The organism is Caballeronia sp. LZ033, from assembly GCF_031451265.1.
In the GTDB taxonomy this organism is placed as follows: Bacteria; Pseudomonadota; Gammaproteobacteria; order Burkholderiales; family Burkholderiaceae; genus Caballeronia.
Genome location: NZ_JARUXQ010000001.1, coordinates 1,385,275 through 1,408,442 on the forward strand (window position 1 = coordinate 1,385,275; position 23,168 = coordinate 1,408,442).

26 protein-coding genes, 2 tRNA genes and 1 pseudogene are annotated in these 23,168 nt (G+C 64.5%); 15 read left to right on the top strand and 14 right to left on the bottom strand.

Going from position 1 to position 23,168, the window contains the following annotated elements; genetic code table 11:
* Positions 1–57: 57 nt before the first annotated feature.
* From QCE62_RS06330 to QCE62_RS35255, 3 genes are all read right to left on the bottom strand, one after another.
* Complete coding sequence (locus tag QCE62_RS06330) at positions 58–1,260, bottom strand: tetratricopeptide repeat protein (RefSeq protein ID WP_309915608.1); 1,203 nt, start codon at positions 1,258–1,260, stop codon at positions 58–60.
* Between the two features lie 160 nt (positions 1,261–1,420).
* Positions 1,421–2,101, bottom strand: coding sequence for a PspA/IM30 family protein (locus tag QCE62_RS06335; protein ID WP_309915611.1), 681 nt, complete (start codon positions 2,099–2,101; stop codon positions 1,421–1,423).
* 267 nt (positions 2,102–2,368) lie between these two features.
* Positions 2,369–2,794: a plasmid mobilization protein gene (locus QCE62_RS35255; protein WP_404987299.1), complete on the bottom strand. Its 426-nt coding sequence runs from the start codon at positions 2,792–2,794 to the stop codon at positions 2,369–2,371.
* Between the two features lie 517 nt (positions 2,795–3,311).
* Between QCE62_RS35255 and QCE62_RS06345 the strand changes: the two genes are divergently transcribed.
* On the top strand, positions 3,312–5,897 hold the full coding sequence (locus QCE62_RS06345) for a penicillin-binding protein 1A (protein WP_309915614.1): 2,586 nt from the start codon (positions 3,312–3,314) through the stop codon (positions 5,895–5,897).
* A 91-nt stretch (positions 5,898–5,988) separates the two neighbouring features.
* Here the strand turns inward: QCE62_RS06345 and QCE62_RS06350 are convergent, their stop codons facing one another.
* The 4 genes from QCE62_RS06350 to QCE62_RS06365 all read right to left on the bottom strand — a co-directional run bounded on the left by QCE62_RS06350 (position 5,989) and on the right by QCE62_RS06365 (position 7,564).
* A complete protein-coding gene (locus QCE62_RS06350; protein WP_309915618.1) occupies positions 5,989–6,420 on the bottom strand; it encodes a copper chaperone PCu(A)C in 432 nt (143 codons plus the stop codon).
* A 5-nt stretch (positions 6,421–6,425) separates the two neighbouring features.
* On the bottom strand, positions 6,426–6,788 hold the full coding sequence (copC, locus tag QCE62_RS06355) for a copper homeostasis periplasmic binding protein CopC (RefSeq protein ID WP_309915621.1): 363 nt from the start codon (positions 6,786–6,788) through the stop codon (positions 6,426–6,428).
* 92 nt (positions 6,789–6,880) lie between these two features.
* Entirely contained in the window at positions 6,881–7,276 is a 396-nt protein-coding gene (locus QCE62_RS06360) for a DUF2946 family protein (protein ID WP_309915624.1), read from the bottom strand.
* 211 nt (positions 7,277–7,487) lie between these two features.
* Positions 7,488–7,564: transfer RNA gene (locus QCE62_RS06365), tRNA-Met, on the bottom strand.
* Positions 7,565–7,826: 262 nt separating this feature from the next.
* Between QCE62_RS06365 and QCE62_RS06370 the strand changes: the two genes are divergently transcribed.
* Both QCE62_RS06370 and QCE62_RS06375 read left to right on the top strand, forming a co-directional pair.
* Positions 7,827–8,324, top strand: coding sequence for a heme-degrading domain-containing protein (locus QCE62_RS06370; protein WP_309915627.1), 498 nt, complete (start codon positions 7,827–7,829; stop codon positions 8,322–8,324).
* A 43-nt stretch (positions 8,325–8,367) separates the two neighbouring features.
* The gene (locus QCE62_RS06375) at positions 8,368–8,706 is read left to right on the top strand and encodes a multidrug efflux SMR transporter (RefSeq protein WP_309808146.1); all 339 of its coding nucleotides are present in this window, start codon (positions 8,368–8,370) and stop codon (positions 8,704–8,706) included.
* Positions 8,707–8,748: 42 nt separating this feature from the next.
* Here the strand turns inward: QCE62_RS06375 and QCE62_RS06380 are convergent, their stop codons facing one another.
* The gene (locus tag QCE62_RS06380) at positions 8,749–9,141 is read right to left on the bottom strand and encodes a hypothetical protein (RefSeq protein WP_309915630.1); all 393 of its coding nucleotides are present in this window, start codon (positions 9,139–9,141) and stop codon (positions 8,749–8,751) included.
* 330 nt (positions 9,142–9,471) lie between these two features.
* On the opposite strand from QCE62_RS06380, the gene QCE62_RS06385 reads away from it, so the two are divergent.
* From QCE62_RS06385 to QCE62_RS06410, 6 genes are all read left to right on the top strand, one after another.
* Positions 9,472–9,738, top strand: coding sequence for a hypothetical protein (locus QCE62_RS06385; RefSeq protein ID WP_309915633.1), 267 nt, complete (start codon positions 9,472–9,474; stop codon positions 9,736–9,738).
* On the top strand, positions 9,735–10,091 hold the full coding sequence (locus tag QCE62_RS06390; RefSeq protein WP_309915636.1) for a hypothetical protein: 357 nt from the start codon (positions 9,735–9,737) through the stop codon (positions 10,089–10,091). Before QCE62_RS06385 ends, QCE62_RS06390 begins: the two co-directional genes overlap by 4 nt.
* Positions 10,092–10,251: 160 nt before the next feature.
* On the top strand, positions 10,252–10,545 hold the full coding sequence (locus tag QCE62_RS06395) for a DUF1488 domain-containing protein (protein ID WP_309915639.1): 294 nt from the start codon (positions 10,252–10,254) through the stop codon (positions 10,543–10,545).
* Between the two features lie 231 nt (positions 10,546–10,776).
* Entirely contained in the window at positions 10,777–10,956 is a 180-nt protein-coding gene (locus tag QCE62_RS06400) for a hypothetical protein (protein WP_309808151.1), read from the top strand.
* A gap of 61 nt (positions 10,957–11,017) precedes the next feature.
* Positions 11,018–11,767 (top strand): TetR/AcrR family transcriptional regulator, encoded by a 750-nt coding sequence (locus QCE62_RS06405; RefSeq protein WP_309915642.1) that lies wholly within the window; start codon positions 11,018–11,020, stop codon positions 11,765–11,767.
* Positions 11,764–12,873, top strand: coding sequence for an enoyl-CoA hydratase/isomerase family protein (locus QCE62_RS06410; protein ID WP_309915645.1), 1,110 nt, complete (start codon positions 11,764–11,766; stop codon positions 12,871–12,873). The genes QCE62_RS06405 and QCE62_RS06410 overlap by 4 nt, the downstream gene beginning before the upstream one ends.
* Positions 12,874–12,945: 72 nt before the next feature.
* Here the strand turns inward: QCE62_RS06410 and QCE62_RS06415 are convergent, their stop codons facing one another.
* Positions 12,946–13,371, bottom strand: coding sequence for a hypothetical protein (locus QCE62_RS06415; protein ID WP_309915648.1), 426 nt, complete (start codon positions 13,369–13,371; stop codon positions 12,946–12,948).
* Between the two features lie 126 nt (positions 13,372–13,497).
* The gene (locus QCE62_RS06420; RefSeq protein ID WP_309915650.1) at positions 13,498–13,650 is read right to left on the bottom strand and encodes a hypothetical protein; all 153 of its coding nucleotides are present in this window, start codon (positions 13,648–13,650) and stop codon (positions 13,498–13,500) included.
* A gap of 296 nt (positions 13,651–13,946) precedes the next feature.
* On the opposite strand from QCE62_RS06420, the pseudogene QCE62_RS06425 reads away from it, so the two are divergent.
* Positions 13,947–14,567: pseudogene (locus tag QCE62_RS06425) on the top strand (IS3 family transposase).
* A 167-nt stretch (positions 14,568–14,734) separates the two neighbouring features.
* On the opposite strand, the gene QCE62_RS06430 reads toward QCE62_RS06425, so the two are convergent.
* Together QCE62_RS06430 and dusA are read right to left on the bottom strand one after the other, a co-directional pair.
* Positions 14,735–14,810, bottom strand: a tRNA-His gene (locus tag QCE62_RS06430).
* 121 nt (positions 14,811–14,931) lie between these two features.
* Positions 14,932–15,936 (bottom strand): tRNA dihydrouridine(20/20a) synthase DusA, encoded by a 1,005-nt coding sequence (dusA, locus tag QCE62_RS06435; protein WP_309915653.1) that lies wholly within the window; start codon positions 15,934–15,936, stop codon positions 14,932–14,934.
* A 192-nt stretch (positions 15,937–16,128) separates the two neighbouring features.
* Here dusA and QCE62_RS06440 point away from each other — a divergent pair, with 192 nt between their 5' ends.
* From QCE62_RS06440 to QCE62_RS06450, 3 genes are all read left to right on the top strand, one after another.
* A complete protein-coding gene (locus QCE62_RS06440; protein ID WP_309915655.1) occupies positions 16,129–16,431 on the top strand; it encodes a hypothetical protein in 303 nt (100 codons plus the stop codon).
* Positions 16,432–16,600: 169 nt separating this feature from the next.
* On the top strand, positions 16,601–16,804 hold the full coding sequence (locus tag QCE62_RS06445) for a hypothetical protein (protein WP_309808158.1): 204 nt from the start codon (positions 16,601–16,603) through the stop codon (positions 16,802–16,804).
* 134 nt (positions 16,805–16,938) lie between these two features.
* Positions 16,939–17,676 (top strand): SDR family oxidoreductase, encoded by a 738-nt coding sequence (locus QCE62_RS06450; protein WP_309915656.1) that lies wholly within the window; start codon positions 16,939–16,941, stop codon positions 17,674–17,676.
* 46 nt (positions 17,677–17,722) lie between these two features.
* Here the strand turns inward: QCE62_RS06450 and QCE62_RS06455 are convergent, their stop codons facing one another.
* Complete coding sequence (locus QCE62_RS06455) at positions 17,723–17,923, bottom strand: hypothetical protein (RefSeq protein ID WP_309808160.1); 201 nt, start codon at positions 17,921–17,923, stop codon at positions 17,723–17,725.
* 67 nt (positions 17,924–17,990) lie between these two features.
* Positions 17,991–19,418 (bottom strand): MFS transporter, encoded by a 1,428-nt coding sequence (locus QCE62_RS06460; RefSeq protein ID WP_309915659.1) that lies wholly within the window; start codon positions 19,416–19,418, stop codon positions 17,991–17,993.
* 187 nt (positions 19,419–19,605) lie between these two features.
* On the opposite strand from QCE62_RS06460, the gene QCE62_RS06465 reads away from it, so the two are divergent.
* On the top strand, positions 19,606–20,658 hold the full coding sequence (locus QCE62_RS06465) for an NADP(H)-dependent aldo-keto reductase (protein ID WP_309915660.1): 1,053 nt from the start codon (positions 19,606–19,608) through the stop codon (positions 20,656–20,658).
* A gap of 411 nt (positions 20,659–21,069) precedes the next feature.
* Entirely contained in the window at positions 21,070–23,163 is a 2,094-nt protein-coding gene (gene tkt / locus QCE62_RS06470) for a transketolase (RefSeq protein ID WP_309915664.1), read from the top strand.
* Positions 23,164–23,168: the final 5 nt, after the last annotated feature.

Consider the following 23,168-nt stretch of genomic DNA (forward strand, 5'->3'; position numbering starts at 1 on the left):
AACAAGGCCCCGCGTGCGGGGCCCTGGCTTATGCAGATGAGGCGGATACGAGGCGGATCAGGTGTCGCGCCAGCCGTCGTCGTTGTTGCCGAGATCCATGCCGCCGCCGCCGCCGTCGCTCCAGTCGTTGGAGCCATTGCCGAAGTCGAGGCCGCCACCGCCGCCGTTGTTGCCGAAGTCGAGACCGCCGTTGTCGTTCTGCGCCGGACGATCGACCGGCACATCGCGCTCGATCACGCGATCGCGTCCGTGCGACAGCGCCTCGCCGAGCAGCACGCCGGTCAACAACCCGCCCATGCCGCCGCCGAACCCGCCGCCGCCTTGCTGGATGATGACGGGCGGTTGTCCCTGCTGCGGGGGATAGGGTCCTTGCTGTTGCGGATAAGGCGGCTGCTGGCCGCGGCCGAAGCGCTCGGCTTCCTGCGCATACGGCGACGCGTTCGGGGCGCCAGCCTGCGCAGCGGCGGCCGGGTCCGGGCGGCCTTCGGCGCGGGCCTTGAGGCTCGCGACCTGATTCTCCAGATCCTCGATGGCGTACGGCGGCACCGGATTCTTCGCGTTCGTCAGGGACTCGACGGTGTCGCGCAACTGCGCTTCCGCGCCCTCGACGTCCTTCAGCAGCGCCTCATGTCCCGGCGCGGTCGAGAGCCGCACATCGAGCTTGAGCGAGCGCACTTCGTTGAGGAGGTCGGTGGCGCGCTTCAGTTGCCCGCGGCGGTCGGTTTCGGCCTGGCCGTCGTCGCGTGCCCGCGCGCGCCGCAAGCCCCAGCGCAGCACCAGCGCGATGGCCGCGATCAGCACCGCGAAGCCGATCCACGCACCCATGCCGATACCGTGCTTCTGCGGCGCGGCAGCGGCGGCCTGATCCTGGTTGAACGGATTGCGCACCGCCGTGGTGTTCGCGCCGTTGTCCGAGCGCGGCGAGATGGTCGCGCGGGTCGAATCGGCTTGAATGCGCGCCTGGGTGGCGGCGAAGCGCGACGGGTCGGTGAAGCTCAGCGAAGGATCGATGGCCTTGGCCTGCTGCAGATGCGACAGCGCATCGCTGTAGCGTCCTTCGCGATCCAGCACCTGCGCGTACAGGTAATGCGCATGGGCATTCTTCGGATGGGCGTCGAGCACTTCGCTCAACTGCGAGTCGGCTTTCTGCCAGTTGCCTTGGGTCATCGATTGCTCGACCTGCTGCACCGTCGGTAGGGCGAAGGCGAGCGGCGAAGCGAGCGACAGCGACAAGGCGAGGGCCGTCAAAAACTTTTTCATGAGGCGGGCCGGACGCGATTAACGTCCGTCTCCTTTCGAAGCTGCAAACATGTCCTGCTCAGAGTCCTGCTCAAGATAGCGCATCACGCTCCGGCGCGTTGCGAACCGGTGAGTCCACGGCGCGCCAGATGATTCAACTGCACATGCAGCCATCGCGCAATTACTGCGCCGGCGGATTGACCTGCTTCTTCAGCGCTTCGAGGCGGTCTTCCACCGACGGCCCGCGATTGAGCGCGGCAAGCTTGTCGTCGAGCGCCTTGCCGGATTTCTGGTCGGCGGAGTTCAGGCGGGCGTCGGAGCGCGCGTTGGCCAGCTGGATCTTGTCTTCGAGCTTCTGAAAGTCTTCGGAAAGATTCTTTCCGCCGATCCCGCCCAGCGCCGTGGCCGCGGTGTCCTTCGCCTGCGCGATCTGCTGCTTGGCCTGGAGGATGTTCGAACGCGCGTTGAGGTCGTTGCGGCGTTGACGCATGTCGGCGATCTGCGTCTTCAGATGCTCGACCGACGGTTCCAGCGTCTGCAGTTCACCGGCGAGTGCGTCGCGCTCGGTTTCGGCGTTGGCTTGCGCCGCGAGCGCTTCACGCGCCAGGCCTTCGTCGCCGGATTGCAGCGCGCGGCGGGCGCCGTCCTCGTACTTCTTCGCCTTGTCGGCGGCGGCGTCGCGCTTGCTTTGCTGCGTCGCGACCTGCGCCTCGATCTCGATGAGCGAGTTCTCCGCCTTCGCAATGCTGTCGTCGAGCTCGCGCACGATCTGGCGCGCGTCACGCGACGGGTCCTGCATGGTGTCGGCGGCGTCGTTCAAGAGACCCTTGACCGTGCGGGTGATCGAATCGAAAAGCGACATGTATTTCTCCTGGATGAAGACTGCGGCTCGCCTTGTGCCGCGTGCCCCTGTGCACGTTCAGCAGGCGTGCGCGGCGCGTAGGTGAAGGGCAAGGTGCGGGATTGCAAGCGTGGCTCGAGAAAAACTTCCGGCGAGGGCTTGCGCGACCGTGCGAATGCGTCGGGTTGATCCGCCCATTAGAGCACGCCCGGGCTTAATCCGACCTTAACCTGACGTTAGGGAGTGTAACGAAGGACGCGTCAAGGCTGGTACGGAGGCGAGACGGCCTCAATGACCGGAGCGCGAGCCATCGGTGAGCGAGGCGTCTTCGCCTGTACCGATCGAGTTGTCTTCGTTGAGGGAGTCGGCCGTGTGCGGGGTCGTGGCGCCGGCGCCAGGCAGTTCCGGCCGAATCCGGGGCGTCAGGGCAGCGCGCTTGGTGGCGCTTGCCGCCGCTTCACGCGCCTCGCGGGCGGCGGCCTTGGCGGCGACGCTCTTCAGCGCGACATCGAGCGGATCGGGCGCCTTCGGGGCGCGCAGGCGGTCGACGATGCCGGCCGCCTTGATCTGCTCGCTGGTGGCGTTGAAGTTCAGCACGGCGCGGCGCATGAGTTCGCTCACGCTGATGCCGAGCGTATCCGCTGTCTTGCTGATGGCCAGCTTCTGCGCGGGAGTGACAAAGACAACGATGCGTTCGCTGGGTTTGGTCGACATGGGCGGCTCGCAAACAGTAAGGCGATCGTAACCGGACGAGTGGCGGGACGAATCGCAACTTCGGTTCATCAAACGGCACGACATCTTTACCGCAGGGTTCGCGCATGACCGACCGGGAACCTGCAATCCATGCATCCATCATATCGGTTTGCGCGCGGGCGTGGGTTTGGGGGAGCGGTGTGCCGCCGCTCGCTGATCACGCTTTGAGCACGCACCGAAACTGCCGTGTGTTCAAACACTTGCCTATATTCTCATACAGTTGTCCACAACTCTGTGCTCAACCTCTGTGGGTAACCCAACACAAGTGCGGTTACGGGCGCCGTGCGCATCCATCCGCGCACTCACTTACAAAAAAATCCGTGCGGTTTTGGGGTGACGCGCGCGAATTCTTTAAAATGCGCTGTTACCCTCGGTCGACACCGGCCCGCTCATTCGCTCGCCCGTCTTTGCAGTCGCGCCCGCACAGCAGTGCAGCGGCGCAGCGCGCGCCACCGGCGCACGCCGAACGAACCCAGTCATGCCAATCATCAAACGACCCGACTCATCGAATTCCACGCGACACGATCGCGAACCCAGCTGGAACGAATCACGTAACCAGGCACGCAACGACTCCGACGCCGGCAGCCGCAATGGCCGCGGCGGCGGTGATGGCGGCGGCCGCCGAGGCGGCGGCAACGGCCGCAATGATCGCAACGGCAGGAACGGCGGAGGCGGCCGTGGCGGCCGCTCCGTGCTCGGGCGCATCGCGCTCTGGTGCGCCGGCCTCGTGGCGCTGGGCGCCGTGGTGGGCGGACTCATCGTCGGCTATGCGCTCGTCGTGATGGAGCCGAACCTGCCGTCGCTGAATGCGCTGATCGACTATCGGCCGAAGGTGCCGCTGCGCGTCTACACGGCGGACCACGTGCTGATCGGCGAATTCGGCGAGGAACGCCGCAGCCTCGTGCGCTTCCAGGATATCCCCGACCAGATGAAGAAGGCCGTGCTCGCGATCGAGGACTACCGCTTCTACGATCACGGCGGGGTGGATTTCGTCGGCATCCTGCGGGCGGGTGTCGCCGACCTGATGCACGGCGGCGCGTCGCAGGGCGCCAGCACGATCACGATGCAGGTGGCGCGCAACTTCTTCCTCTCCAGCGAAAAGACCTACACCCGCAAGGTCTACGAGATGCTGCTCGCGTACAAGATCGAGCGCGCCTTGAGCAAGGATCAGATTCTCGAGCTGTACATGAATCAGATTTATCTGGGCGAGCGCGCGTATGGCTTTTCGGCTGCGGCGCGCGTGTACTTCGGCAAGGACCTGAAGGACATCTCGCTCGCCGAGGCCGCGATGCTCGCGGGCCTGCCAAAGGCGCCTTCCGCGTATAACCCGGTGGTGAATCCGAAGCGCGCGAAGGTGCGCCAGCAGTACATCCTGAAGCGCATGCTGGACCTGAACTTCATCACGCGCGAGCAGTACGACCAGGCCGCTGCGGAAGAAATCCACACGAAGTCCGCCGGCACCGAGTACGGCGTGCATGCCGAATACGTCGCGGAAATGGTTCGGCAGATGATGTACGCGCAGTACAAGGAAGAAACCTACACGCGCGGCCTGACGGTGGTCACGACCATCGATTCCGCGGATCAGGACGCCGCCTACAAGGCCGTGCGCAAGGGCGTGATGGACTATGAGCGCCGCCACGGCTATCGCGGGCCGGAAGGCAACATCAACCTGCCGTCGAACGCGGACGATCGCGCCGAGGCCATCGAGGACGCGCTCGTCGATCACCCGGACAACGGCGAACTCGTGTCCGCCGTGGTGACGTCGGCGAGCCCGAAGCAGGTGACGGCGCAGTTCGTCGGCGGCGATACCGCGACGCTGTCCGGCGATGCCCTGCGCTTCGTCGCGGCCGCGCTGCGCAGCAATGCGTCGAAGGCGCTGGCCATCAAGCCGGGTTCGATCGTGCGCCTCACGCGCGACGACAAGGAGAAGGGCGGCTGGCAGATCACGCAACTGCCGCAGGTCGAAGGCGCGCTGGTGTCGATGGTGCCGCAGGACGGCGCGATCCGCGCGCTGGTCGGCGGCTTCGACTTCAACAAGAACAAGTTCAACCACGTGACGCAGGCCTGGCGCCAGCCGGGTTCGAGCTTCAAGCCGTTCATCTACTCGGCGGCGCTGGACAAGGGGCTCGGGCCGGCGACCATCATCAACGACGCGCCGCTGTACTTCCCGGCGACCAACGGCGGCGATCCGTGGGAGCCGAAGGACGACGACCAGCCCGATGGCCCGATGTCCATGCGCACCGGCTTGCAGAAGTCGAAGAATCTGGTGTCTATCCGGATCCTGTCGTATATCGGCACGAACTACGCGCAGGACTTCGTCACGAAGAACTTCGGCTTCGACAAGGACAAGACGCCGCCGTACCTGCCGCTCGCGCTCGGCGCGGGTCTTGTCACGCCGCTGCAGCTGTCCGGCGCGTATTCGGTGTTCGCGAACGGCGGCTATCGCATCAATCCGTATCTGATCGGCGAAGTCGATGACGCGCGTGGCGCCGTCATCTCGCGCGCCAATCCGTTGACGGCGGGCAGCAATGCGCCGCAGACGCTGGAGCCGCGCAACGCGTACATCATGAACAGCCTGCTGCACACGGTGGCGACGCAGGGCACGGGCGCGGGCACCAACGTGCTGAAGCGCAACGACCTGCAAGGCAAGACCGGCACGACCAACGATGCAAAGGATGGCTGGTTCGCGGGCTATCAGAAGCAGCTGGTTGCCGTGGCCTGGATGGGCTATGACCAGCCGAAGACGCTCGGCAGCCGCGAGTTCGGCGCGCAATTGGCGTTGCCGATCTGGGTCGAGTACATGGGGCGCGCGCTGCGCGGCATTCCGCAGCAGGAGATGACCCAGCCCGACGGCGTCACGACGGTCGACGGCGAGTTGTTCTATGCCGATCGGACGCCGGGCATGGGCTTCGTCGCGAGCGTCGGGCTCGACAACACCAATCCGATGGCGGGCGATGCGACCACCATGGGCGGTGTCGGTCCGGCGGGCATGCAGGCGCCGCCGCCGCCGCAAGTCACCACCGACGAGCGCAAGCAGATCATGGACATGTTCAGCAAGCCTTAGGCTGTGCTGTTTTCAGACGCTGCGTCGTAAAGCAAACGCGCCGGGTTCTTTCCGAATCCGGCGCGTTTTTTCTGGGTCAGGCGGCCGCTGGTCAGTGACCGGTCGCTCCCGCCGGCTTGACCGAGCAGTTCATGTTCAGCGTGGACTTGTCCGCGAACGTCAGCGTCAGCGGAATCGTGGAGCCCACCTTGAGCGGCTTTGCCGGTTCCTCGAGCATCAGGTGATAGCCCTTCGGCGCGAAGTCGAGCTTGCCGTGGGCGGGGACATCGACGGAATCGACGGGCGACATCGTGGCCGTGCCGCTCTTCATTTCGGACTTGTGCATCATCGCCATGCCGAAGGCAGGGGTTTGCGCGTCGGTGAGCGTGACGGGCGTGTCGCCGTTGTTTGCGAGGCTGAAATACCCCGACGACGGCAGCGTGGGCGGCATCGCGCGAATCCAGCAGTCATGCGCTTCGAGCGTGGCCGCCTGAGCGAGGGACGCGCACGCGAGCGCGCCTGTGAAGAAAGCGATTTTTTTCATGATGCTCACTTGACGGTGAAGTTGTAGTGGCCTTGCGTGCGATGTCCGTCCGCGGCAAGCGCGGTCCATTGCACCTTGTAGACGCCCGGTTGCAGCGCAGGAAGCGCGACGCTCATGTGCTTCTTGTCGTTGTCGGCGACCACGGACTTTTCGGTGTTGACCTGGGTGCCTTGCGCATTCGTGACGATGAGCTTGCTGAAGGTCGGTTCGAGCGCTTCGCCGAAGTCGATGGCGACTTCGTGCGGCGCGCTGACGGTCGCGCCGGGGCCGGGCTGCTGCAATTTGGGCAAGGCGTGGGCGAGCGCGAGTTGCGCGGCCAGGGCGCAGGCGAGCGCGAGCGCGCCGCGCACAAGCGATGATGACTTCATGACGTGTCCTTGAAGGTTCCGGACGGGGTGCGTCGCGGAAGGGTGTTGAAATGGAGGCGCGGCGTGGTGGTTTCAGGCGCGCGCGTCAGACGTCAGAAAGCGGCGGGCGGGGCGCGGGGCTGTGCGGCGCGCAGTCGTGCGCTGAATGGTGCGTCGGCGGGAGCTTGGGTCACGAACGGCTCGCGCGTGGCTTGCAGAATGTTGGGGCTGGATGGCGTTGCGGGCGGAGTGGGCGCGTGCGCGATGAAGTCGCAATAGGCGCAGGCCTGCAGGTGCGCGAGACTGTCGTGTTTAGTGCGATGCGCGGGAGGCAGCTGGTCTGACAGCGCGGTGGGTGCAACGGAAGCGCAGACTGACGCGAGCAATGCATCGATGCGCGCGTGTTCGAGCGCCTGCGACGTGACGGGCACAAGCGAGAGCAGCAGGATCGCGCAAAGTGCCGCGATTCCGCCGATCTTCCTGACGATGGCCCGACGCAAATGATGCATGCCGCGTTCGATGGTTGGACGATGCTGAGCGAGGGATTATGCCATGGGGGTCTGGCGGGGCGGCGTCTCGGGGAGCGACGGTTCGACGCGGAGGAATGCAGAAGAAGAACGGCAGACAACAAAAAACCCGCTCGATGGCGGGTTGATGTGTACGACGTGTTGCCTGATTCACTTGTCTTGACTGACGCGCTGCTGCATGAATCTTCAACTGTGGTTGCGGGGGTAGGATTTGAACCTACGACCTTCGGGTTATGAGCCCGACGAGCTGCCAGACTGCTCCACCCCGCGTCCGTCGAAGAAAAGATTATAAGTCATCGCTTACTTGAGCGCAATGGCTTGCTCGTCTCTCAATGCATGTCGAACCGAAATGCCTGTACGAGACGATGCTGCATCGAGTCGCTTTAGCACCGATGCATGGCCGGTTCGCATGTTGCTGTTGCATCCGCGCATGTCAAAATCGCAAGCCTCGGCCGTGTGCCACGCACAGAGGTGCCGTGACTCAAGCGCGGCACACACCCACCAGACAAGCCAGTCAAGGAGTCGCACGCTCATGGACATTCCACACGTTCTGCAGGCCATCGCGCATCAGGAACGCACGCTCGTGTTCCCGCAGTTCCATGCCGAACAGGCGTGGCAGATCGGCTCGCAATTGCGCGAGATGGCGGTGGCGCGCGGCGCGGCCGTGGCCATCGATGTGCGCACCTTCGGCCGCAAGCTGTTCTATATCGCGCTCGACGGCACCACACCCGACAACGCGCGCTGGATCGAACGAAAGTCACGCACCGTCGAACACTTCCGCCGCAGTTCGTATGCGCTCGGGCTCACGCTGCAACAGGCGGGCACCACGCTCGCCGACAAGTTCAGCCTCGATCCCGCCGAGTTCGCCACGCATGGCGGAGCCTTTCCGCTGCGCGTCGCGGGCGCGGGCGTGATCGGCTCGGTGGCGGTCTCGGGACTGGCGCAGCGCGACGATCACCAGATGGTCGTCGAAGCGCTCTGCGCGGTACTTGGCCACGACTTCAGCCAGCTCTCGCTCGGTCAGGACTGACGTACGACGACCGACACGCAACCTCCCAGCCTTGAAGGAATCGATGCGCTCAACCGCTTATGTCCTGCTCGCGATCGCGATCGTCGCCGAAGTCATCGCAACCTCCGCGCTGCGCGCCTCCGATGGCTTCACGCGCCCGCTTCCCGCGGCGATCGTCGTGGCCGGATACGGAGTGTCGTTCTATCTGCTGTCGCTGACGCTGCGCGCGTTGCCGGTCGGCGTCGTCTATGCCGTGTGGTCGGGCGCGGGCATCGTGCTGATCACGCTGGTCGCCGCGCTGCTCTTCAAGCAGACGCCTGATCTGCCCGCGATGCTCGGCATGGGTCTCATCGTGGCGGGCGTCGTCGTGCTCAACGCGTTCTCGAAGATGAGCGCGCACTGAGAACCATCGAATGATCGGACCGCGCGTGCGAACGCTGCGGCGTTATTTGCAGCGGACGATCATCGAACGATTCTTCACGTTCGCCGAGATCACGTTGGTGATGCCGCCGCCGGTGGGGCCGCCTTCCTCGTTGTCCTTCGACACGATGTCGTAGCCGGTCGCGCCGCATTTCTCGCCGGCCAGGACGTAGCAGCTGGCCCAGCTGGATCCGGCATCGGCGCCGCTGCAGTTGACCGCGTAGCCCGTCTGGCCATCGGGCAGGTTGATCAGCGAAGCATCGTTCGACGATGCACATGCGCCGAGACTCGCCATTGCGAGCGCGGCCGCGCCAGTCAGCGCGGCACGCAGCCAGGAAGCCTTCGAAGCAACGTCCGAAGCGTCGGGTTGAATTGCGCATGCGGAGTGTCGGCGCGTGCGCCGGCCGTGATCCTTCATCTTTACCTCGTGAAAACGAATGATGTTGCGCCGCTCACAGGACGGTCACAGGACAGTCGCATGAGGGCCTTTTTGAGAGAGCGCATTGTCCCATACACGCCTTACGCAACACGTAAGCGCTTGTTAGCGAAGCCGTCCGCCGGGCGCGATGCTTGCGAAAGAAGGCTGAAGGACCTACGCCGCGGCGAGACGACCGCGGCGCCGATGAAACAATGGGAACGAATGAACTAATTTCCGGATCCGACGCCTTACTGTTCTGATCGGCGGTTGAAATTGCCTGATCGAAGCGTCGTGAGCCGCGGCGCGCGGTCCGTCAAAGGAGGAAGAAACATGGCAGAACGAGTCACGGGGCCATACCGGGGCTACTACATCAGCGCTTCGGCGCGGCTCGTGCAGAACCACGAGCCACAGAGCGAGGCCGGGCCGATCTACGTCGGATCGGTGAGTCTCGCGCAGGGCGGCCCGGACGACGTGCATCGTTTCGAGGCGCTCGTCGACCTCGGCCCGGAGCAGCGTTTCTCGACCGAAGACGAGGCGCTCGCCCACGTCGAACAGGCAGCGCGCGAGTATATCGACCGCTTGCTGCGTCCGGCATGATACGCCCCATTCACCTGAGACACGCGGTGCTGTTCGACGTCGCGAGCTGCCTGGCCGACTTGTTTCCGAGCGGCGCAGACATCGCGGAGATCGGACTGGAGGCGGCGCCTTCGCTGTTCGTCAGTTGGCGCACGGGTGGGGTGGCCAATCATCCTGGCAACATCGCATGGGGCGTGCATTACCGCTTCGATGCGCAGGTGCTGCGCACCTATCCGCAGCTCGCCGACGACGCCCGCGAGCGGGTCTGCGAGCGCGTGCGCGAGATGAGCCGTCTGCTGGATTTCAATTACGCCGATCCCTTGGCGAGCTCGCTGCTGGTGGTCGATATCGACGAGCACGTGCTTGCTGCGTAACGCACTCGCTGGCGTTATCGCGAAGGCCGCGGGGTATGGACCGCACGACGGCCGCGCAGTTACCATAGTCGCCGCACCGCTTTACGCGAAGCATGAGCCGGTCGAGCGCTCCGCATCATTCGCGTGGAGCGGGCCGTCACGGCCAAGCTACGAGACCATCATGGACATCCGATTTCTTCAGGACGCGCCCGACTATCGCGATTCCAATCTGACCGTCGAATTCGCCGCGCTCGTCGATGGCCGGCGCGTGCCCTGCGCGATCTCGGTCGAAGCGCTCGAAGATCATTTCGGCGCGCAGACCTATGACAGCGCGGGCTGGATCAATGCGTTCGACGCCGCGCGCACGCACATCGAAGCCGTGGCGCGCGAGCATTTGCGCGTGACCAATGGCATGCCGGTGCTCCTGAAAAGCGGCCACTTCCCGCCCGGTCCGGTAACGCCGACGCAGCACTGAAGCCCACGCGAATTCCACTCTTACATGGCGCGATGTAAGACCTGCATCGCGGTGTTTGTGCCCGCCGATAAAAAGATGCGAACGCCCCCGAGCGTCTGCTTTCGCGTTATCACGCAACGGAGTACCATCTCCAGACTCGCCGCACGCGATGCGATTCGCTCGGCATAGTACTTGCTCGACGCCATGCGCTCGGCTTGAGCAACCACATTATAAAAATCGCACGGGGTCGTCATGTTCCATTCCTTTCTTCACTCGCTTGTCGAGTCCAATGCGCTATGGCTCATCTGGGCAGCCGTCGGTGTGCTGATTCTGGCGGTATGCATCGTGTTCGCTTCGGTCGTCCTGCGCGACTCGGACGAGCCGCTGTACGAGTCGGTCGCGCGGCCGGACAACGACCGCATGCCGGTCTGACCGGGTCATCGGCGGCGCAGGGCGGGGCCGCGAATTGACTTCGAAATTGACGGTGCCGACAATGCCTCGCATGGGACCGCGAGCGCACCGCACCGAGCAGAGACGCGAGCAGCGCATGGCGCTGCGCGAGCGCATACTTGAAGTCTCGCGCGAGATCGTCAGGCGGGAAGGCTTCGCTTCGCTGTCGATGAGAAAGCTTGCCGGAGCCATCGATTATTCTCCCGCCGCGCTCTATCTTCACTTCAGGAGCCGCAGCGAGATTGCGCGGGCGCTGTGCATGGAAGGCCACCTGCGTTTGCGCGAGGCGTTCGTTGCGCAGGCGAGCATCGTGGACCCGGCCGCCCGTATGCATGCGATGGCGCGCGCGTATGTCGAATTCGGTCTGGCCGAACCGCAGACGTATCGGCTGATGTTCATGGAGCCGGCGCTCTCCGGCGAAGCCGCGACGAATGATGTCGGGGCGCGGGCTCCAGCAGATGCTCAAGAAGCCTCCGGCGCCGTTGCGGCCATGCTGGCGCCGATCGCCGACGCGTTCCTCGAGCTGCGCGCGGCCGGACGCCTGCCGCCGCACGCCGTGCCCGCGGCCTGTGCGGAAGGACTCTGGGCGAGTCTGCATGGCATCGTCGCGCTGAAGCTGAACGGCGCGGCATGGCCCGCCACATTAGTGGAAACGCTCGTCGAGCTGTCGCTCGAAGCGTGGTGCAAGCAGGCGGACGAGCGCGCCGGCCAGACGCGAAACACGGGAACCAAACCTCGGAAAGCAGAACCTCAAGGCAATTCAGCGAACCGACCCGACACCTCAACACGATGACCACCGAAGACATCCGAATCGACACCGCCAACGGCATCGGCTTCATTGCGCTCGAACGTCCGAAGGCACTCAATGCGCTGACCGCGCCGATGCTGGGCGCGATCAGCGAGGCGCTGCGCGCATGGCGGCACGACCAGGCGATCCGCGCAGTCGTCATCTTCAGTCCGCACGTGCGCGCGTTCTGCGCGGGCGGCGACATCCGCTTCCTGTACGAATCGGCGAAGGCGGGCGAGCGCGAAGCCATCGACGCTTTCTTCACCGAGGAATACAAGCTCAATCACGCGATCTTCACGTTCCCGAAACCATATATCGCGGTGGTGAACGGCGTCGTGATGGGCGGGGGCATGGGTATCTCGCAGGGCGCGCATCATACGGGCGGCCTGCGTATCGTCACGCAATCCACCAGGATGGCGATGCCCGAGACGCGCATCGGGCTGTTTCCGGATGTCGGCGTGAGCTGGTTTCTTGCGCGCGCGCCGGGCGCGATCGGCCGCTATCTCGCGGCAACCGGCGCGACCATGGCCGCTGCCGATGCGCTCTATGCCCGCATGGCCGACGCCTATCTCGACGACGGCGCGTTGCCCGGCTTGATCGAATCGCTGCGACATCAGCGCTTCCTCGATGGCGTGGAGATCGTGCGTTTCGTGCAGGGTGAAACCACGAAGTACAAGGTGGCGCCGATTCCCGAACGCAGCGCGCTCGCCGATGCGCGCACCCTGATCGACAAGCATTTTGCGGCGGGCAATGGCGCGTCGATTCTGGCGTCGCTCGAGCGCGATGCCGATGCCGGTCAAGAGTGGGCGCGGCAGACGGCCATGGAATTGCGCGAGCGTTCGCCGCTATCGGTCGATGTGGCCTTGCAGCAAGTGGACCGCGCGAAGTTCTCGACCATGGCGGAGACCTTGCGTCGCGATCTCGACCTCACGCGCACGGTATTCGAACGCGGCGACGTGGTGGAGGGCATCCGCGCGCGCATCGTCGACAAGGACAATCAGCCGCAATGGAAGCTGGCGCGGCTGGAAGACGTGAAGGCCGCGGACGTCGAGCGCATGTTCGAAAGCGCGTGGACGCCGGCGGCGCATCCGCTCAGGCTTTTGAAGGATTGAACGGGGGGAGCCTCGCGGCGTGCAAGCGGCCCGGTCGGGCCGTTTTTGTTTTATTTGCGGCGTGAGCGCGGATCAGCGTGTGTCGCTGCCTGCCATGAAGGCGCGCATGAAGACGAGGGCGCCCCAGCCCCAGATCGCATTGGCGATGAAACTGGGCGCGAGGCGCGGCAGCATGTTGCCGGCGGGCCAGATGCCGCGGATGGGATCGATGATGAACGCGCCGACCGCCGTCAATACGATGCCGCCGAACACAAGTGCCCCGATCCATGGTGCGCTGCGGTCCGGCGCGACACGCAGCAGCCACGCCATCAGAACGCCGAAGACCGCGCTCCAGAGCGCGTTGGCGATGAATTCCGGGATGCCGAGCGGAAGGAAGGGCAGGGTGGAGAAGCCAGCGGGATCGATGAGGCCTGCCGCGTGCAGCAGTGCCAAGGTCGATTCGCGAAAAAAGAGTGCGGCGAGGAAACCGGAAACGAACGGCAGAATGATTTTTTGCATTGGCAGGACCGCTTGGATCGCTTGAACATGTCAAGCCCGGAGCCGCGGTTCTCTCGGAGTATCGTGACGAGCGCCATTATAGGGGCGTCGCGGGTGCTTCCAGCGTGCGACCGGCGCCGCGCATGACTATTTCGCGATTGCGTCGCTCGCGGGGCTGTGGTGCAGCATGCGATCGCTGTTCTGCGGCGGAGTGGGGCGCTTGACCGGCATGTTGTCGGGGTTGTCGGGACGGGTCGCGCTTGCGGATGGCGCACCGGGCGTGGTCGGCGGTTTGACCATCGAGGCGCCGTTGTCCGGGCGGCTGGGCTGGGCTTGCGCTGGGTGGGCAAGCGCGGCGCTGAGAAGGAGAGCAGCTGTCGCGAGACGATGGCGGGGCATGATGGTTCTCCGGGCGGCGTAGGCGAAATGCCTTGGCTGAGTGCACAGAGAAGTGCAGCAAGTTTCTGCCCAGCCCGGAGAGGTTAAGTGGACGGGCCTTCTGTCCAGTCGTACGCGGGTCTGCGACCGGACTAGGGTGAGGTCGGCTGAAAAAAGTGGAAGCCAACGTTTCGTAAAATCGTGAAACGGAGGCATGAATGAATCGAATTCCCAAAGCGGTCTACACGAGCAAGTTTCGCGAGGAGGCGGTCAAGCAGGCATTGACTGAAGGTGTCGGTGTTTCGGAAGCGGCACGCCGGCTCTCGGTTCCGCTCAAGACACTGGCGAACTAGGTGCGTTCAGCCAAGGCAGGCAAACTGCAGAAGGTCGGCAGGGACCAGAAGCCGCTGACCGAACTGGAGGCCGAGCTGGCGCGCGTGCAGCGAGAACTGGCGGAAGTGAAAATGGAGCGCGACCTGTTAAAAAAATTCGCGACGCACTTTGCGAGGGAGTCGCGGTGAAGTACGGCGTGATTGAACAGATGCGACAGGATTATCCGGTGCCACCGATGTCCAGAAGCTCCTCAGGCAGTTCGGCATGCGCGCGTCGATGAGTCGCCGCGGAAATGACTACGATAACACGCCGATCGAATCGTTCTGGGGGCACTCAAGAACGAACTGATCTGTCATCAGCGCTTCGCAACGCGCGAGCAGGCCAGGCTCGCCATCGCCGAGTACATCGAAATGTTCTACAACCGGCAGCGCACGCAGGCACGTCTGAACTACCTGTCGCCTGCCGCATTTACGCGGCGATTCTATCTGGATCGTACCGTTGCTTAACGCGTTGGCCTCCACTGATTCCGACCGACCTCATGCGCGAGCGAGCGCTCGCCTGAGAAGAATGCAAACATCATTTTCGCGTTGCCCGGATTGCCGACCTAGCGCAAACACGAACCCCGAAAAGCAAAAAGCCCAGTTCATGGAACTGGGCTTTTTGCATGAATTCTTGGGGTGGCTGATGGGACTCGAACCCACGACGACAGGAATCACAATCCTGGACTCTACCAACTGAGCTACAGCCACCACTGTTACTGCGATCCCGACTGCTTTGAAACAGCTACCGCAGCAATCAAGAAGCGAGATTATACGAACAAAGACCACACTTGACTAGTCCTTTTGAGCATCTTTTTCCGCCCATCGGCGTTCACGATTCGATTGCTTCCATCGCCTCACGCAGATGCCCGCGCGCTTCGTCGAAGATCGCGAGATCGCCGGTGGCGAGGCGGCGGCTGTCGGACAGGACACGACGCCATCCGCGCGCACCCGCCACGCCGCGATACAGTCCGAGCGCATGCCGTGTCACCGCGCCGAGATAAGTGCCGCGCGCGAGCTCGCCGCGCGCATATGCAATCAGCGCTTCCTCGATCTCTTCACGCGAAGGCACTGGCGTGGACGCGCCATAGAACCGCGTGTCCACGGCTGCCAGCACGTAGGGGTTGTGATAGGCCTCGCGGCCGAGCATCACGCCGTCGACGTGCTTCAGATGCTCTTCGACTTCGTCCAGCGTCTTGATGCCGCCATTGATCGAAATCTCCAGATGCGGAAAATCCCGCTTCAGCCGATACGCATAGTCATACTTCAACGGCGGAATCTCGCGATTTTCCTTCGGGCTTAGCCCTTTCAGGATCGCGTTGCGCGCGTGCACGATGAAAACCTCGCAACCCGCGTCCGCCACGGTCCCGACGAAATCCCGCACGAACGCGTAATCCTCGACCTCGTCCACGCCGATGCGATGCTTGACCGTGACCGGTATCGTTACGGCGTCGCGCATCGCCTTCACACCGTCCGCGACGAGCTGCGGCTCCTTCATCAGGCACGCACCGAACGCGCCGCGCTGCACGCGCTCCGACGGGCAGCCGCAATTGAGGTTGATTTCGTCGTAGCCCCACTGTTCGCCGAGCTTCGCGCTGCGGGCGAGATCGGCTGGCTCGCTGCCGCCAAGTTGCAACGCGACGGGCGCTTCGGCCGGCGTGAAGGCGAGATGACGGGCGACGTCGCCATACAGCAGGGCGCCGGTCGTCACCATCTCTGTATAAAGCCAGGTGTGCCGTGACACCAGACGATGCAGAGAACGGCAATGGCGGTCGGTCCAATCCATCATCGGAGCGACGGAGAGACGACGGGACTTGAGCTTGGGTACGGCGGCCATGAGCGAATGAGCAACGGGCCCACTGAACGCGAGCCGCTTGAAAATAAAGGGAATTTGCGATTTTACCGCACTGCGGCGGAAAACCGGGCAGGAAGGCGTCGCGCGGCGTCCGGGACCCCGTTCGCTCCGCCCACCCCCACGCCACCCCATGCTACGATTTTCCCTTCCCCCGGGACGAAATTGGAGGCAGCCATGGCAACCTTGGCGATCGACGGCGTGCGCTGGGTCAACGACCGCGTGACCAGCGTGCGATGGGGCAGTTTCGATTCATCCACTAACGACTGGACCGCGCCCACCACCATCGTGGACGTTCAGCAGGTCGTGGACGCCATCCACAGCGGCAAGGAAGTGCGCACGCTGTTCACGCTCGGCGGGCGGACCTTTCTCGGGCCGAAAGTGGGCGCGCTGCCTTATACAAACGGCCACGTGGGCATCGAGGCGCGGGTTCAGGACGGGCAGATCGAGAAATCGCTCGAGGATCTCCCCGCCGTCTGATCCCGGCGCGGTCCGTTTCCTCCGACATCCGATCGCGCGTGCGCAAGCGGCGCTGCCCTCATCGCACGCGTGATGCTGGCCGACGGCTGCGCCCGTCCAGCCAGTGCAACACGCAGCGGCGCTGCATCCGCGACGCCGCCGGTGCGTCACCATCCACAAGGAGGTCGGTATGGCATCGTCGAATGAAGGGAATCTGCGCGCGTTCGTACAAACCGCGGAACAGGCGGGCGGTTTCGTCTGGGTCATCGCGCTGGTTGATTTTTCCGCGAAGGAGGTCAAGCGTGCATTGGTCTCGGAGGAAAACTTCTCGACCGCCGACGCCGCGCGCGATGCCGGCAATGACCGCCTGAAAGGCATGTCGAACGACCGCTGAACCCATCCGTCGCACAAAGCTGGACAGAAACTCGTTCGATGACTTCGAACGAGTTCGCCAAGCTGCTTGTACGGCAACGCGCAAACCCGCGCCCATAATGCCTTCACACAGATCAACGTTCAAAGGAGAACGTCATGAATCGCTTCGAAGGCAAGACAGTCCTGGTTACCGGCGGCAACAGCGGCATTGGCCTGGCGGCCGCGCAGGCGTTTGTGGCTGAAGGCGCGCGCGTCGTCATCACGGGTCGCGACGAGGCTTCACTCGCCGAGGCGCGCGCCACGCTCGGCGAACATGCGCTCGCGATCCGCAACATCGCGGGCACGGTCGCCGCCGCACGTGAACTCGCGCAGCAACTTTCAGACGCTCAAATCCGCCTCGACGCGGTATTCGTCAACGCGGGCATCGGCATCTTCGCGCCGTTCACCGACATCGACGAAAACGCCTGGGACGACACTTTCTCGATCAACGTGAAAGGCCCGTACTTCCAGATCCAGGCGTTGGTGCCTCTGTTCAACGAAGGTGCATCGATCGTGCTGAACGGTTCGATCAACGCGCACATCGGCATGCCGACGTCATCGGTCTACGCAGCCAGCAAGGCGGCGCTCGTGTCGCTGGCGAAAACGCTCTCGGCGGAACTGCTGCCGCGCGGCGTGCGCGTCAACGTGGTGAGCCCCGGTCCGGTCGCGACGCCGTTGCACGAAAAGCTCGGCATCGTCGATGACGCGCGTGCGCAGCTGCAAGCCCAGATTCCGCTCGGCCGCTTCGGCAAGTCGAGCGAAGTGGCGGCGACGGTTTTGCATCTCTCCGCGCCGGAGTCGGGATTCATCGTCGGGACGGAGATCGTGATCGACGGCGGGATGAGCCAGCTCTGATCTCATCCAATACGGCATGGACCTGCTTCCGGCCATGCCGCGCGGATCACTGCATCGGCCACCAGGCGCCGATGCCGGGCTCGGCGTCGAGGGCGCGCAGGAAGTCGTCGGCGAAGGCGGCGCTAGCCAGCTCATGTTCGAGCGAGCCTGCGGTGAAGTCGTGAGGATTCTTGAGGCCTTTGGCGTGGCGGATGACGGCGACCGTTTCGGTCAGGGCGGCGATGGAGTCGAGCGTGTGCGAGTTCATAGCGCACTTTTACGGCAGGGACGGATCAGCCTTTAGAGCGGACGCGCAAATTCGGCGCGCCCGCGCATCAGGTCCTCGATTTGCCGTGCCCTGAAACCAGCGCGCCCGCATCCGGTGCGAGCGTAAAGAGATCGGCGACGCCGATCAGCCCGATCAACCCGACGATCAGGAACGCCACGCTGAAATCCTCCGGGCCGATGCTATGGGCATCGTGCCCATGCAGCCATTCGCCGAAGCGCAGCGCAATGGCGCCGATCGCCACACCGATGCCCATCGTCATCTGGAACAGTGTGCTCGACAGCGCGGAGGCCGCGCTCATCTGCGCCTTGGGCACGTCCGCGAAACTGAGCGTGTTGAGCGCCGTGAACTGCAACGAGCGCGACAGCCCGCTTGCGAACAGCACGGCGGCGATCACGAGCTTGGGTGTCGACGGCGCGAGCAGGCTCATCGCGGCGAGCGAGAGCGCGGCGAGCACGCCGTTCACGATCAACACCTGCCGAAAGCCGAAGCGGCGCATGACGGGCGTCGTGACGAGTTTCATCGAGAGGTTGCCCGCGAACACCGCGAGCGTCAGCAGGCCCGATTCGAACGCGTTCATGCCGAAGCCGACCTGGAACATCAGCGGCAGCAGGAACGGCGCGGCGCTGATCGCGATGCGAAACAGCGAACCGCCGCCCATCGCCACGGCGAAGGTCTTCACGCGCAACGCGGCGAGGTCCACGACCGGTTGCGCCGCGCGGCGCAGATGCAGCCACGACGCGATGCCCGCGATTCCCCCCACCAGCACGAGCACGCCGACCGAGGTCCAGTCGGCGTCGCTGCGGCCGCTCAGTTCCATCGCATACAGCAGCGTGGTGCAGGCGATGCCGCACAGCGCGAAGCCGGGCAGGTCGAAGCGGCGCCGCGCGTCCTCACGCGTGTTGTCGAGATAGCGCAGCGTGAGCAGGAGGCCGATCAGCCCGAGCGGCACGTTGAGATAGAAGATCCAGCGCCATGACGAGTACGTGGTGATGAAGCCGCCCAGCGGCGGCCCGATCACCGGCGCGACGAGCCCCGGCCACGTGATGATGGCGATGGCGCGCATCAAGCCTTCCTTGGGTGTTGCGCGCAGCACGGCGAGCCGTCCGACCGGCACCATCATCGCGCCGCCGATGCCCTGCAGCACGCGCGCCGCGGCGAACGCGGGCAGGGTCGAGGTGGTCGCGCACAGGACGGACGCCGCCGTGAACACGGCGATCGCGCTGCCGAACACGGTGCGCAGGCCGAAGCGGTCGGCGGCCCAGCCGGAGATCGGAATGAAGACGGCGAGCGTCAGCAGATACGCCGTGATGCCGAGACTCATGTCGGCGGGATGCACGTTGAAGGAGCGTGCCATCTGCGGCAGCGCCGTGGCGATGATCGTGCCGTCGAGGTTCTCCATGAAGAAGGTCGCAGCGACCAGCATGACGATGAGCGACGCGCTGCGCTGGCGGGCGCGCTCGCTTGCGGACGGCATCGGATCGGGCATTCCTGAACGGGCGGATGGACGGTGGGCGAGGCTGCCATTCTAGCCGCGACAGCAGAGCTTGCGCGCCTATGGTAGTTTTCGCGCTTGCCTGGAAGCCCGCCACAGCCAAGGCTGGCCACGCGCTGACGAAGCGCTGACGGCATGCAGACATAACGCCAACAAGAGGGATTGGACAATGAAGTTTCGGAAACTGGGTGACTCGGGTATCGATGTGAGTCTGATCGGACTCGGCACCATGACCTGGGGCGAGCAGAACACCGAGCGCGACGCGCACGAACAGATCGACTACGCGCTGGCGCAGGGCGTCAATCTCGTCGATGCCGCCGAAATGTACCCGGTGCCGCCGCGTCCTGAAACACAGGGCCGCACCGAGCAATACATCGGCACGTGGCTCGCGCGGAACCCGTCGAAGCGCGCCGATATCGTGCTCGCCACCAAGATCGCCGGACCCGCGCGCCAGCCGCACAATCCGCGTCACATTCGCGGCGCGGGCAACCAGTTCGACCGCAAGAACCTGAACGAAGCCATCGACAGCAGCCTGAAGCGCCTGCACACCGACTATGTCGACCTGTATCAACTGCACTGGCCCGACCGCAGCACGATGACCTTCGGCCGTTCGGCGTATCCGTACGTCGACGACGAGTACACGGTGCCCATCGAGGAGACCCTCGCCGCGCTCGCCGAACTCGTGAAGGCAGGCAAGATCCGTCATGTCGGCGTGTCGAACGAAACGCCCTGGGGCGTCGCACAGTTCCTGCACGCGGCCGAGAAGGCCGGGCTGCCGAAGATCGTCAGCATTCAGAATCCCTACAGCCTCGTGAATCGCACCTATGAACTGGGGCTGTCGGAGTTCACACACCGGGATGGCGTCGGGCTGCTCGCGTATTCGCCGCTGGCGTTCGGCTGGCTCTCCGGCAAGTACGAAGGCGGCGCACGTCCGGCCGGCGCGCGCATCACGCTGTATGAGCGCTTCCAGCGCTACAGCAAGCCGCAGTCGGTCGCGGCCATCACGTCCTATGTCGAACTTGCCGCGCGCCACGGCCTCACGCCCACGCAGCTCGCGCTCGCGTTCGTCAATCAGCGGCCTTTCACGACCAGCACACTGATCGGCGCGACGACGATGGAGCAGTTGAAGGAAAACATCGGCAGCGTGGAGATCGAACTGTCGGAAGAAATTCTGGCCGAAATCGACGCGCTGCACGAGCGTCAGCCGAATCCTGCGCCCTGAAGTTTTCCGGATGCGTCGGCCGGACGCGCCGCGGAATTTCCTGTGCGTTCAGGGATTTGCCACGCTTTTTGCGGGCAACGCCGTGAATGTGTCAGCATGGAGGTTCTCGCGGCGGCGGGCCTCGGCGCTTCATCGCCCGGCCTCCAGGAAAACCGCTTGAAGACATTACCCGCTGGAAGTGCCGCACGTCGCAAGGTAACAAGGCAGGACAGGAAGCACTTCGCGCCCGCATCCTGCATCAACAACGCCGTCTGAACGCCCGTAGCGCCGCATCGCCGCGCGCCACGGCGCGTCCTTCGCATCACTCGCGGTGCCGTGCCGGCTGCAAGGCACTACACTTGCTCGATGGTCCTGGTTGCCCGCTGCGGCGCCTCAAGCCACAGCGCGCTCTTCGCAAAGGAGTCGTCGCTCATGTCTCAAGCATCACCTCAAGCAAAAGACCTCGATCGCCTGTCGATCGACACCATCCGCACGCTGTCGATGGACGCCGTGCAGAAGGCCAACTCCGGCCACCCCGGCACGCCGATGGCGCTCGCGCCCGTGGCGTTCCACCTGTGGCAGAACCATCTGCGCTACGATCCCGACGCGCCGCTGTGGCCGAACCGCGACCGCTTCGTGCTCTCGGTCGGCCATGCGTCGATGCTGCTGTACTCGATGCTGCATCTCACCGGCGTCAAGGAAGTCGACGAACACGGCAAGCCGACCGGCAAGGCCGCGGTCTCGATCGACGACATCGAGCACTTCCGTCAGCTCGACAGCAAGACGCCCGGTCACCCGGAGTTCCGCATGACGACCGGGGTCGAGACGACCACCGGTCCGCTCGGGCAGGGTCTCGGCAACAGCGTGGGCATGGCGATGGCCGCGCGCTGGAAGGAAGCCCACTTCAACCAGGGCGGCGACACGCTGTTCGACTATCACGTCTGGACGCTGTGCGGCGACGGCGACATGATGGAAGGCATCTCGCACGAGGCGGCATCGCTGGCGGGGCACCTGAAGCTGTCAAACCTGACGTGGATCTACGACAGCAACACGATCACCATCGAAGGCCACACGGAACTCGCCTACAGCGACGACGTGGCCTCGCGCTTCCATGGCTACAACTGGAACGTGCTCCACGTCGATGACGCCAACGACGGCGCCGCGCTCGAAGCCGCGTTCAAGGAGGCGAAGGCGACCCAGGACAAGCCGACGCTGATCATCGTCAAGAGCATCATCGGCTGGGGCGCGCCGCACAAGCAGAACACGGCGGGCGCGCACGGCGAGGCGCTGGGCGAGGACGAAGTGAAGCTCGCCAAGAAGTTCTATGGCTGGCCCGAGGACAAGCAGTTCTACGTGCCCGACGGCGTGATGCAGCACTTCGCCGAAGGCATGGGCGCGCGCGGCAAGAAGCTGCATGCCAAATGGAAGCAGCGCTTCGACGCCTACGAGAAGAGCCATCCCGAACTCGCGAAGGAAGCCCGGCAGATGCTGGATCACACGCTTCCCGAAGGTTGGGAAGACGCGATTCCGAACTTCGACGCAGATCCGAAGGGCCTCGCCACGCGCGACTCGTCGGGCAAGGTGCTGAACGCGATCGCGCAGCGCATTCCCTGGCTGATCGGCGGCGCGGCGGACCTGTCGCCGTCGACGAAGACGAACCTCAAGTTCGAGGGCGCCGGCAGCTTCGAACATGACGACTACTCGGGACGCAACCTGCACTTCGGCATCCGCGAGCACGGCATGGGCTCGGTCTGCAACGGCATGGCGCTGTCCGACATGCGTCCCTACGGTTCCACCTTCCTGATCTTCAGCGACTACATGAAGCCGCCGATCCGGCTCTCGGCCATCATGGAAGTGCCGGTCATCTACGTCTTCACACATGACTCGATTGGCGTGGGCGAAGACGGTCCGACCCACCAGCCGATCGAACAGCTCGCGTCGCTGCGCGCGGTGCCGGGGCTCACGCTGCTGCGCCCCGCGGACGCGAACGAAGTGGGCGAGTCGTGGCGCGTCGCGCTGACGCACAACAAGGAACCGTCGTGCCTCGTGCTGACGCGCCAGCCGCTGCCTACGTTCGACCGCTCGAAGTACGGCTCGGCGGAAGGCGTGCGGCGCGGCGCGTATGTGCTCGCCGACGCCGACGGCGGCAAGCAGCCGGAGGTCATCCTGATGGCCAGCGGCAGCGAAGTGTCGCTGTGCGTGGAAGCCTTCGAGAAGCTCACGGCCGAAGGCGTTGCGGCGCGCGTCGTGTCGATGCCCTCGTGGGACCTCTTCGAAAAGCAGGATGAAGCCTACAAGGAGTCGGTGCTGCCGACAGACGTGCATGCGCGCGTGTGCGTCGAGCAGGCGGCGACGCTCGGCTGGGACCGCTATGTCGGCCGGCTCGGGGCGCAGATCGTCATGCATACGTTCGGCGCGTCGGCGCCGTTGAAGGCGCTCAAGACGAAGTTCGGCTTCACGCCGGAAGCGGTGGTCGACGCCGCGAAGAAACAGCTCGAACGTGTGAAATCCAACGGCAAGGAGTAACGGAC